This window comes from Candidatus Zixiibacteriota bacterium (assembly GCA_018820315.1).
Lineage (GTDB): Bacteria > Zixibacteria > MSB-5A5 > JAABVY01 > JAHJOQ01 > JAHJOQ01.
Window position 1 is genome coordinate 38,888 of the sequence record JAHJOQ010000155.1, and the last position, 11,891, is coordinate 50,778.

The 11,891-nt window shown below is 50.8% G+C and carries 8 protein-coding genes; 3 read left to right on the forward strand and 5 right to left on the reverse strand.

Features of this window, described 5'->3' with window-relative positions:
• Positions 1 to 12: 12 nt before the first annotated feature.
• From KKH67_15260 to KKH67_15275, 4 genes are read right to left on the reverse strand one after another with little or no spacing between them, the layout of a single operon-like run.
• Positions 13 to 1,239 carry an ABC transporter permease gene (locus tag KKH67_15260; GenBank protein ID MBU1320537.1) on the reverse strand — a complete coding sequence of 409 codons (1,227 nt, stop codon included), beginning with the start codon at positions 1,237 to 1,239 and terminating at the stop codon, positions 13 to 15.
• A gap of 10 nt (positions 1,240 to 1,249) precedes the next feature.
• Entirely contained in the window at positions 1,250 to 2,464 is a 1,215-nt protein-coding gene (locus KKH67_15265) for an FtsX-like permease family protein (GenBank protein MBU1320538.1), read from the reverse strand.
• 14 nt (positions 2,465 to 2,478) lie between these two features.
• On the reverse strand, positions 2,479 to 3,249 hold the full coding sequence (locus tag KKH67_15270) for an outer membrane lipoprotein-sorting protein (protein MBU1320539.1): 771 nt from the start codon (positions 3,247 to 3,249) through the stop codon (positions 2,479 to 2,481).
• A 50-nt stretch (positions 3,250 to 3,299) separates the two neighbouring features.
• Positions 3,300 to 4,058: a hypothetical protein gene (locus tag KKH67_15275; protein MBU1320540.1), complete on the reverse strand. Its 759-nt coding sequence runs from the start codon at positions 4,056 to 4,058 to the stop codon at positions 3,300 to 3,302.
• Positions 4,059 to 4,121: 63 nt separating this feature from the next.
• Here KKH67_15275 and KKH67_15280 point away from each other — a divergent pair, with 63 nt between their 5' ends.
• Complete coding sequence (locus KKH67_15280) at positions 4,122 to 4,286, forward strand: hypothetical protein (GenBank protein ID MBU1320541.1); 165 nt, start codon at positions 4,122 to 4,124, stop codon at positions 4,284 to 4,286.
• 183 nt (positions 4,287 to 4,469) lie between these two features.
• Here KKH67_15280 and KKH67_15285 read toward each other — a convergent pair whose 3' ends face one another.
• Positions 4,470 to 5,444: an AAC(3) family N-acetyltransferase gene (locus KKH67_15285; protein MBU1320542.1), complete on the reverse strand. Its 975-nt coding sequence runs from the start codon at positions 5,442 to 5,444 to the stop codon at positions 4,470 to 4,472.
• A 618-nt stretch (positions 5,445 to 6,062) separates the two neighbouring features.
• Here KKH67_15285 and KKH67_15290 point away from each other — a divergent pair.
• Positions 6,063 to 8,957, forward strand: coding sequence for a TonB-dependent receptor (locus KKH67_15290; protein MBU1320543.1), 2,895 nt, complete (start codon positions 6,063 to 6,065; stop codon positions 8,955 to 8,957).
• Between the two features lie 27 nt (positions 8,958 to 8,984).
• Positions 8,985 to 11,891, forward strand: a 2,907-nt coding sequence (locus KKH67_15295; protein ID MBU1320544.1) for a hypothetical protein, incomplete at its 3' end; no start/stop codon positions are given.

Sequence of the window (11,891 nt, forward strand, 5' to 3'; positions counted from 1 at the left end):
TCACATATCTCCTCACAAACTCTTCCGCATTGCTTTTGCCGGCATCAGCTTTGCCGCAAATGTAGCAGGGTAGAAGCTGACCAGCGTTGTAAACACGAACACCCAGAATGGGAACTTAATATACTGACTGACTTCCATTACAGGGTAGAGCGGTTCACGGAAAGTGACGCCGGAATACTCAATTCCAGTATAGTCGATTCCGATCTGGCCGCTGATTATACTCACCGCCAACCCCAGGATTATGCCTATGAGGCTGCTGACTACCGCGAGAGCTCCCGCTTCGAATACGATCAGCCGTCCGATAGCAAACGGCCTTGTGCCGACCGCGCGCATCACACCGAATTCATACATGCGCTCGTAGAGCGACATAAAAAGAGTATTGATTATCCCGAGTGCCACGACACCGAACAGAATCAGCCCAACGAGATAAGTACTGAAATCTGCCAACTCGAATGCAGCTGCCATTTGAGGCAGAATATCCGCCCAGCCGAACGCCTCGTTTTCGTCGGTGGATAAGTTGCTCCAGAACGGTATGCTCTTATCCCTGCCGAACTCGCTGCTCGTAAATTTGATCGCGATCTCGTGTATCCCATGATCGAGTCCGAGCATATCTTGTGCCTTGCCCAGGTCGATAAACACCATCCCTTTGTCCATATCGGTGATTCGGAATCGGAATATTCCAGAGATACGGAACATCTCCTGTGCGAGATCACCTGTCTGGGCTTCGGTTGCAGTCATGACCAAGCGATCTCCGAGCCCGACTTCCAGAATCTCTGCGAGTTTTGCACCTATTAAGATATCACGCAGATTCGATCCGTCGATGTATTTCCCCTCGATAATGGCCTCGTCTATCTGAGACAGATCTACTTCGGTTGCCGGATCTATGCCGACCATGCTAATCGCGCTGACATTAGCCGGCGAAGTTATCATCGCGAAGGACATCACGCGCTGTGTGTAACGCTCGACGATGGGTTCTGTATCGAGCTTCGCGAGTGTTCCGTCAAGATTGCCGATTGTTTTTTCTACTTCAAAGGTCTCTCTGAATCCGTCGCGATGAATCTGCGCGTCTCCGAGAAACGAAGCCGTCGCCGAATGAATCAGGTTTTTCTCCATGCCGATCATCAGGGCGTCGACCCAGATGAGCGCTGCCAGTCCGATTCCGATGGCGGTGCCGGTGATGAACGTACGCCTCTTGTTGCGGAACAAATTCCTGATTGCAAGCCTCAAGTACAGTTTCATTTGACGATTCCTAATGAGTTCGCATAGCCTTCACCGGTGCAATGTGGGCAGCCTTAAGTGCCGGAAAGATCGATATCAGCGTTGCAGAAATCACAATGCACAGAGCGGGAATATAGAAACAGCGAGCATTGTTTTCCCCGTACATGGTGGTGAATTCCACGCCGCCGAAAGTGAATGACTGCCCGAGTGAGATGCCGTGTGTCGAGAGGATGTCGTTCGCAATGTAGCTGAGTCCACTGCCTATTATCACGCCGATTATCGACATAAAGAAGACTTCAGCGAGGACGAGCCGGAACACTTGACTCGGCGATGTCCCGACCGCCCGCAGCAGTCCGTATTCTCTTGTTCGTTCGAGGACGGTCATCAGTACCGTGTTGAGCACACCAACCGCCACAACGAGAATTATGACAAACAACATCACCCACATGCCCTGCTGGTCAGCCTGCATAGCCTGATAGAACGTGTTCGCAAATTCCTTCCAGGTTTCGACAGCTAGGTCCTGTCTGTTTATCGCAGCCCTGATCTCCAGCGCCAATTCCGGGATATCACCGAGATCGGTGCCAATAACCGCTATTTCGTGCACTTGGCCATCGAGAACGAGAAGTTCCTGAGCATCACTCACGTGAAGATAGAGTGAAATCTGATCACTCATCTTGTCGCTACTTTCGATGAAACCAGTTGCTATGTACAGATCATTCGCGATTGAACCATCAGCTCCCTGTGACAGAATCACGACCTCGTCGCCAATCTTTGCATAAAGGACTTGCGCCAGCCCTTTACCAAGAAGTATCTCGTGTTGCGGAGTCATGGAAAGAGATTTTCCCTCAATGACTTTCTTATCAAGACGGGTTGCAGTGTTTTCCAGTCTGGGATCCACACCAATGATCTTCACACCGGCGCTTTTATCTCCAACCGATGCGAGCCCTGCTGAGAAGACGCGTGGCGCGCAGGATTGCACACACGGAACGCTCAACACCTGATTCTCTATCTTATCGTAGTCATGTATTGTCTTGTAAAGCGTCGGCTTATCCAAATACCCCTGTGTATGAATCTGGATATGACCGAGCTGATTACGGGTGAAGAGATCGATTATGTTGTTGTAACTTCCGTCAGACCACCCGATCGACACCGCAGAGAGAGTGAATCCCCCGAGCATTGTCAATACCGTGAGTATCGTGCGGCGCTTCTGCCGGAAAATATTGCGGAAGGCGATCTTTATCATCATAAGTTAGTGCCCCGCTACTCCTCGGTGCGAAGAGATCGGAGCGTGAACATCTCTTCCGGGATTTCAGCGTCAAACTCAACAGTCAGATATCGGATAACAGTCTTGTTTCCCTCTTTAGTCATCGGAACCATCTCCATTGTCGATGGAATTATGCGGTCGCCGAACTTCCTGACGTTGGAATAAGTCAGCACTCGCATGAGATTTCCCTTTTCGTCATAGTATTTCTGCCATACCGGAATATGGTCACTTTTTCTGACGGCTATCACGACATTCCCCCAGACTACTGGTAGATCCTCTCTGGGAATGCTGTTTATGAACATCAGACTGGTATCGGAATCCGGAATTTCGATGAGTTCGTATGAGTAATCTTCGAAAAGCGAGAACTCCTTGACGAGATCATCATTGGTGAAATCCGATCCCATCCAGGAACTCATCATCATCGATGGGGGGACTTTCATGACTTTGTTGGTTTTTGGAAGATAATTCCACATCTCATTCTGGATCCTGAGAGTGGCGACGCCCATCTCCTTCTTTGGGGAGGTGATTCTCAGGAGTGTCTTTTTCATGCCTTCTGTCCAGGCTTTCATCGAGAGTGTTCGCTGCCAGTTCGGTGTCACAATCTCCATCTCGATTTCCGAGTAGCTCGACTGCGATCGATAGAGCGCGTCGATTCTGCGAATTATCTCTACCAATTCGGTCTGAGTCAAGCTGTTTTTGGATTGTTGTGCCCATAATGTCGGCACAAGGAGTAGCCAGATTAGAAGCAGAACTTTTAGATTAGCCATTCTCTGATCCTCTGCGTCAAGCAAGTTCAGTGCTGATTAGCGGGTTACGGTTAATCTGACCTTATCTGTTTCAGTGCTTCCGAGAAAGTAATGAAACGGATACGATCTCTATATTTGTTACGCGTCGTTGTTACCAACGATTCCAGAAGTTCAAGCTGCGGAGTGAACATCATCTTCGGATGGTTTATGAGCGAAACGAAGATATTCTCACCATCGCTGTGTCTGGCAACGTAATCATTAAACCCGGTGAGCAGCATTTTCAGATCATATCCCTTCGTGTCGCAAGATAGATTGAACCAGGGATTCGTATATAGGTAGCGTAAGTTGTACTTGATGAGGGTCTTCATATTCGCCAATGTGGATTGACGCTGAGATCGAGAAACTCCGGTGCCCCGCAGCATTTTCACAGATATTGCCCTTCTCCATATGAATTCAAGCCTGTTGAGAATATCCATCTTGAATGTTCCGATTGGAATCTCGAACAGTCCGCTGGTGGACGGAGCTGTCACGCCGGTTTCGGGATTCATGAACCAGTTTGCGGAGGTAGGAGCATTGCTGTAATCGATCTCGATTGTATCCAGTTTGAATCTAACTCCCTTTACCACACTCGAATCGAGCAGTATTCCGCTTTCCAGGAGGGCGCTGATGAGTTCCCGTTCACGAGGCTGCAGGGCGAGGCCCGCAGCACGGAATGCGATACACTTATAGTCCGAGTTCACTGGCTGAATTAGTCGATTGAGATAATCAATTCCGCGCCGAATGACAACGGGAGCTGACAAGTGCGTGTCATCGTACCCAAGCTCGGCCATGTACATTCTGTCAGTCGAGACGCGCCATTCTCCATCACGGAATGAGGAGAACAACCAATGTGGATGAAGGTGCAGCTGGACATCGTGGCCATCCCGAACGGCGTCGCACAGCTGCTGCTCAAAAAGATGTGGATACTTCTCGATCCCGGAATCCCGATGCGCCCATACGGAACAGACATCCGCGAAGAACGTTATCGGGACATCGATCCGCCTGCTCAGGTCAAGTAGTTCGCGTGTTGGCGCAAAAAGCACCTCGTCATCACTCAGAAAATTCCTCCCAAGGAATAACTCATAATCTGCTGTGATGAGGAGGTTTATTATGGGTGACGACACGGTGCAGTCCTTCGAGTTGCAGTACCAATGTGCAGCGTTATCCTCACTACTTTGCTGTCCAGGCTCTTGATCTTCTACCTACCAACTTTCTGTATCTCTGTTCTCGTCAGTGAGTTTGTCTTCGGTCAGGTACATCGTGACATGCTTCGCAGCGAGTCGCTTCAGCTCCTCGTACAGGACATCTGCTTGCATAACCCATGATTCTGCATCGCCGAATTTGAACCGTTCGAGAATGCCTTTGCGTGCGAGATGATACGCCAGTTTTTCGCATATCCATGCGCCTTCAGGATAATCAATCCGTGTCCGTGCAATCCCCGGATCAAACCGGCAGACATCACGTTCGACCATTTCTCCGGACGAATTGATGTACTTCACCGGGAATTTGGGGGTGTGAACTTCAAAAGGAAATCCTTCCCATGTGTCCTCCATGTAGTGCGCCACGCCAAGGCCCTGAGCAATCGAGATTCCGATTCCGACCACTTTGCCCTTCAACTCCACCAATCGACCGACCGGAGAGTCTGCATGACAGACTTCTGGAGCCATTTCGTGGCCGTTCGTCGCGTATTCGGCATGCTTTCCGATCGCGCAGCTTGACGAGAACGGATGTGAGCTGCGCAGCACCCCCGGGTATGCACGGAAGACCTCAGTGATTTTCCCTGTGGCCGACGGGGAAGTTCGAAGATCCAGCATCTTGCCATGCTTCAGGTTCCGCAAGAAAGATCCGGCTGAGTTGTAGCATGGCATGATCAGCGTACCTTCGTCTGTAAGAAGTTCGATAAGGCTTGCGATAACAGTCGCCGCGCATCCTTCCACCCTTCCTATGCTGGAGAGTGAAGAATGTACCATGATGACATCACCGGCTCGAAATCCGGCGCTTCTCAGGTCGGCGGCGAGATCACCGAGCTTCAAGAGAGGACTGTTCTTACGATTGAGTGCCTTACTTCGAGAATGGCGGCATCGCGATAGCGCTCTAAGCGCATCCAATGCTGTTTCAGGAAGGTGTTTCCTGCACCAGATTCTTGCACTGTGGATGAGTGTCCTGACAAATCTCATGTTGCCACGGTGTAGGTCAATCCGTGTCCTCCAGACGGAATTTCAGTTCGAAAATATAATCGGTGTAGCATCTGTTGGCAATTCATATCTCAGAGTGTGTCGTTTCTGCACATTTTTTGGTAGAGAGATTACAGCCTTTGATCGACATAATAGACAGGAGCCAAGATGCTGTGCGCAAATAAGGTAACAGAATTCTAGTGAGAATGCACTAGTGGATCAACAAAAGGCATATTGGACTTGCTTTACCGTCGGCGCGGCTACAAGTGCGAATGAGTCTGTAATCGGCTAATCTGCAATCGCTTAGATGGTTGTAATTGTACCAATTGTTCGACTTTTTGTTGACAAGGATTTTAAAACTTTCGTAATATTCGTGGATAGTAAGGGCTTGAACGGTTCGAGCTGACTTTTGGCTGTGGAGTAGCTTGTTGTGGTCGAAATGCCTCTCATTGTCGGCACTCTGGAAGTCAGTTGAATAGCGTTCAACATTGCTGTGCTATGATTATGCTAACGTGCAAGTTTACAGCGATTATAGGAACTTAACATTTCATGAGGAGGAGGTGTTGTATAGGCACTTTTGCTAATGACCCAGTTAAGAAACTCTTCCAAGGAGGTTTAGACTTGAGCAATACAAAATTGCTTATGGCCCCGTGTATCCTCCTGGCGATCCTGTTGCTCACCTCAGCGGTGGCGATAGCAGGTACTACAGGAAAGATATCGGGGGTGGTGACGGACAAAGAAACGGGTGAGGCTCTGCCGGGTGTGGCCGTCTCAATCACTGGGACGACCATGGGAGCGCTGACCGATGTTGAAGGGAAGTTCAACATCCTAAATGTTCCGGTCGGAACTTACGCTCTCAAAGCGCAGCTGGTTGGGTACGGCTCGGTGGAAGCGACTGATCTCTTTGTACACGTCGACTTGACCACCAGCTACGATTTCCAGTTGACTACACTGGCAGTCGAGAGTGGTAAGGTCATCACGGTGAAGGCCGAGCGTCCCCTCATTCTCCAGGATCAGACTGCTTCTCTTACCGTCGTCACCAAAGATGAAATCCAGCAGATGCCTACTCGCGGGTATCAGGATATTGTCGGACTAAGTTCCGGCGTGGTAGCGTTTAAGGAAAACCGCGGCCTGCGCACACGAGGAAGCGGCAGCCGCGAGGCGACCAACGAACCGTCGATGAACATCCGCGGTGGCCGTGAGTCTGACGTTGCATACTATGTTGACGGATTCTCGCAGCAGGATCCGCTGACCGGTATTTCAACGACTGCGATCAACAACAATGCGATTGAAGAGGTGCAGGTCACGACTGGCGGGTTCAACGCCGAGTATGGCAAGGTCTCGGCCGGCGTTATTAACGTCACCACAAAGGAAGGTCAGAAGGACTATCACGGGAATGTCGAAGGCATAACAGATAATTTCCATGGTGATAGTTTCGACTACAATGTTTACGCAGTCGACTTTTCCGGTCCTTTGACACCGAGTTTTAGCAAGATGTCATTCTACGTCTCGGGCGAGCGCCGCTGGCAGCGCGATCGCAGCCCGAAAGCAACAGCGGATGGAGTACTCCCGCAGAATGAGCGGGATGGTTGGACGTGGCAGGGCAAGCTGCGTTACGATATCCATCCACAGGCGGATCTTCGTATCGGCGTGCTCGGATCGCTGGACAAATGGCAGGAGTACAGACGCTCTTACATGTTTGATCTCAGTCACATGCCGAGATATGAAGACAGAAATAACTCTGCCTACATTAAGCTGACTCATACGATTTCCAAGTCGACGTTCCACACTATATCAGCCAACTTCTTCCAGACCGAGCGCTATCGCGGCGACGGTGAGCACTTCAAAGATCTGATGGACTATGGCAAACCGGAGGGCAACCTCAGATTCGAAGAGACCTCGCTCTTCCGTCCGTGGGATGATCCTGAGACGCCGGAAGATGAGGCGTATATGTTGGATGACTATTTGCATCGCAATTCATCCTACATCGGTCTCAGATGGGATGTCACTTCGCAATTGAATGCCCACAACGAAGTTCAGTTTGGTGCGGAGTATCAGCGCCACACTCTCAGATATTATCGCCACCTATTCCCGCAGAAGATTTTCTACGAATGGGAGTACAACGAAGCCGGAACCGACAGCACACGAGTGCTGAACGGCACCGCCTGGCTCGATGTTGATAACTACGGATACAATACCGACGGTGGCGAGAACAAGCTGGATGATGGCTGGAACGCTGCGAAACATCCGTTCGAGATTGCAGCATATTTCCAGGATAAGTTCGAGTGGGAAGGCTTGATCGTCAATGCGGGAGTTCGCTTAGATTATTTCGATGCGAATACTAAGAGGCTGAGAAACGAGTTCTATCCTCTCAATCCCGATCGGACTGACACTCTTGAAAATCCCACTGATGAGCAGGTAGTCCAGGGTCAGCAATTGACAGAAGCCGATCTCGAGGACTCGAAGGCTGAAACTCAGTTCTCTCCTCGTATTGGTATTGCCTATCCGGTATCGGATAGGACGCATTTCCGTCTATCATACGGGAAGTTCTTCCAGCGTCCTGAGCTTCAATATCTGTACGTCTCCTACGATTACCTTGAGTACATGACCAAGGTAGCTCCGTACTACTACCCTGTTGGAAATCCGAACCTTGAGCCGGAAGAGACGACAGCGTACGAAATCGGTGTCACACATCGCATGGGTGAAAACACACGGCTTGACATCACTGCCTACTACAAAGATGTGAAGAATCTGACAGAAGTCCTCAGGCTCCCGTCTCAGCCGAAAGGCTACCCGACGTATCGTAACCGTGACTTCGGCACGATCAAGGGTGTGGAGATGAACCTGAAGATGCGCAGAACCAGGAACGTGTCTCTTGATCTGAGCTACACATTCTCGATGGCGAACGGTACCGGTTCGTTTGCGTCCTCGCAGCGGAACATTGCCTGGACCGACACCGAGCGCCCGATCAGAGTATCGCCGCTCGATTTCGATCAAAGACACAAGTTCACTGGCATCGTTGACGTCCGTGCGGGCAAGGGTGAAGGTCCGAAACTCGGCAACATCTTCCCGCTCGAGAACACCGGTCTCAACGTGATCTTCAACTTCGCATCCGGTACGCCCTATACACCGGCGCAGGTTTACAATGAAGTGACGTTAGCTTCGGTTTCATCGACTCCGGCATCATCGATCAACTCCAGGTATGGGCCGTGGACTTATCGCGTGGACCTGAAGTTGAGCCGAGGATTCATGCTCTATGACTTGAATTTCGACGCATACTTCTGGGTGCTGAACGTCCTCGATCGTGATAATGCTCTTACCGTGTACGAAGGTACCGGTAAGCCTAACACTACAGGATGGCTCAGCACGCCGGCAGGGGAAGAGTTTGTAGAGACTTACAGCGAACCTAACGACTTCGGATACACTGGCGAGCAGCTCTATGAGCTCGCGCAAAATTCGCCGTTGAACTACGACATCCCGAGACTCATCCGCTTCGGATTGCGGTTGAGCTTCTAATTCGGGAGCTTCACATAGGAGGAAGTAATGTTTCTTAAGCGTTTGATTGTCTTCCTGGTGATCGTGTCAATGATGACGGCGGTCGCCTGGGGACTAAATTCAAAAACCGGCAAACAGTCAGGCCCTGGGATGTCGTTGATTCTGGATACCAAAACGTTCCTCTGGATCAACAGCATCTTCTGCGTTGTCTACAACAACGGCAACTTCGGGTATGACGATGCAGGCGAATTCGGAAAGACCGACGGATGGTACTATCCGTTTGGATCTGAAAAGGATGACAAGACTGTCATCTACGCGGCCGGTATCTGGGTCGGTGCGAAGGTGGGTAGTGAAACTCGCGTCGCAATCGGCGAATATGCATCAGAATTCGTCCCCGGTCCGATGATGGATGGTACATTCCAGCAGGATCAGGCCAGTTTCCGAGTCTACAAGATAGGTGACGGATCCAATCGTGATTTGTCGCCGTATGATGACTCAAGAGACCGCGCAGAGTGGCCGGTTGACGATGGTGCTCCGGTGGATGAAAACGGCGATCCGGCATTGCTGGGAAATCAGATGTGCTGGTCAGTATACAACGATGCTAGTGAGGAAGGTCACTCCAACATGCAGACCAATCCTCTCGGTGTCGAGATTCAGCAGTCAACTTTCGGATTTGCTGCAAAAGGCCCCCTTGACAACGTGATGTTCATGAAGTACACTATCATAAACAAGGGTGGCAACAGACTCGACTCCACCTTCATTTCGCTCTGGGCTGATCCGGACGTCGGCGATGCCAGCGATGATTTCGTTGGCTGTGATACCGCACTCTCACTTGGTTATGCGTACAATGACGGTTCGGACACCGATTACGGATCTTCGCCGCCAGCGGTCGGTTTCGACTTTTTCCAGGGGCCGTTGATTCCTTCAGAGGGTGACACGGCATACCTGCCAACGGGGCCGGTTCCGAACTTCAAACAGCTCGGGATGACATCGTTCAATAAGTACATCAACGGTACAGACCCGCTGAACTACACGGAAGTGTACAACTACATGAAAGGTCTTTTCCGTGATGGATCCCCGGTAATCGATCCGAATACCAATCAGGTAACCCTGTTCCAGCTTCCGGGCGACCCAGTGACCGGTGAGGGCTGGATCGATGAGGCGTCGGCTGACCGCCGTTGGATGATGACGACCGGTCCGTTCACGATGGAACCGGGCGATACCCAGGTCGTCGTTGCTGCGGCGCTCGCCGCGCAGGGCACCGGCGCGTTGGACGGTGTAACAATGCTGAAGGAAATCGATATAGCGGCTCAGGTTGTATATGACCTGAACTTCAAGATTCCTCAGCCGCCTCCGAATCCTATCGTATATGCCCGTGGACTGGAAAATGCGGTCGAGCTCGTGTGGATTGATAATGCCGAAGGTCCGGACAACTATCTTGAAGATTTCCGGAACGAGTTGAATCAGCTATACGTCTTCGAAGGCTACAATGTCTACATGGGCGATTCTCCGACAGGTCCGTGGACCAAGATCGCGACCTATGACTACGATGCGGATCAGCTCGAAGGAGCGTACGCGGAAGCGGCTGGCGACTATGTCGACTGCGAGTACGACAGTGTGAGCGGCGAGTGGGATTGCTCCGGAGGCACCATTCCTCGTATCTGGGATTATGCTCTCTTGTATGAAGATAAGGCGAAAGAGCGGATCATCAGTCAGGAAGGCACCAATAGTGGAACAGTGTACGAGTATTACACCGACCGCGATCCGAGAGACGGCTCCACGATAATTCCGTATCGTCCACACTACTTCGCAGTTACTTCGTATAGTGTGAACATTCAGCAGGTAGCATTCGAGGACTCTGTGTTCTTCGGCCCCAACTATGCCGGGATGCTCTCCTACAATCTCGAATCTAAGATTCGAGGTGTCACGGTGATTCCATCGGGATCGGGTGCAACTCTGGCGAGAGATGCTACCAGGATATCGGGCGCGTCTGACGGATATGTCGAGGTCGAATACCTGATACAGGAAGATCTGACCGGTCATGACTATGAAGTCACTTTCAATGCAGATCTTTCGTGGAACCTGACCGATCTGACGACTAGTGAAATGCTACTAGAGAGTCAGACCAACCAATCTGGCGACTACACTTATCCGATTGTCGACGGATTTATGGTCAGACCGATAGGCCCGTCCCCCGGCTTCAAGCAGATTGATGAGGTCTATGCCATCGAAGAGAGCGAATGGGGACTCGATGGCGATCAGGCTTACATGGGCGGCCGGAATGCCGGCAACAACGCCAACTTCCGCGATTTCTACGTCAAATTCCTTGCTGCCCCGGATGACACCGTTCCCGGACCAGTCATCAACTATGATGGTGACGATTATACGACCATCAGATATCTTGATGAGAACGGTGATACGATTTGGGGATACTTCATCGGCGGAAGTGCTGCGGAAGAGGATCTGTACAAAGTCTCGATTCCTTTCGCGATCTATGATCTTGGAGATGACTTCGAGAGTCCTGACGACGATGTTCGCCTCTGGCCGCTGTTCTACGACTTCTACGGAGATTTCCGTTGGTACAGTGACGACTATTTCATGTTCCTGACGAAGGACATTGGCGGTACTGACGCCAATATCTACGGTAATGACTTCTTCTCTTACTCGTACCATGACGGCGATGGACAGTACTGGGGATATAATACAGCCGATCCGATTTCGCGTCATGACTGGGATTACAGAATCTACGGATGGGCTCCGTACACTGTCATTGAGGGCTGGACAAAGGGAGACTCGGTGCTCTTCATTACCAGAAAGGCGAACACTCCCGCCGATGTGTTCAGATTCTCTGCTCCGAAGATCGGTGAGGATGATGGAACGGTCATCGCCAGAACAATGGAAAATATCAAGACCGTCCCGAATCCATACTACAACTTCTCGCCATACTATGAGCTT

What these genes read in the sequence shown, in the direction of transcription:
- KKH67_15285 (MBU1320542.1), bottom strand. Translation starts at nt 5,444, where the DNA reads ATGAGATTTGTCAGGACACTCATCCACAGTGCAAGAATCTGGTGCAGG.
- KKH67_15280 (MBU1320541.1), top strand. Translation starts at nt 4,122, where the DNA reads ATGAAGGTGCAGCTGGACATCGTGGCCATCCCGAACGGCGTCGCACAG.
- KKH67_15275 (MBU1320540.1), bottom strand. Translation starts at nt 4,058, where the DNA reads ATGGCCGAGCTTGGGTACGATGACACGCACTTGTCAGCTCCCGTTGTC.
- KKH67_15265 (MBU1320538.1), bottom strand. Translation starts at nt 2,464, where the DNA reads ATGATGATAAAGATCGCCTTCCGCAATATTTTCCGGCAGAAGCGCCGC.
- KKH67_15260 (MBU1320537.1), bottom strand. Translation starts at nt 1,239, where the DNA reads ATGAAACTGTACTTGAGGCTTGCAATCAGGAATTTGTTCCGCAACAAG.
- KKH67_15270 (MBU1320539.1), bottom strand. Translation starts at nt 3,249, where the DNA reads ATGGCTAATCTAAAAGTTCTGCTTCTAATCTGGCTACTCCTTGTGCCG.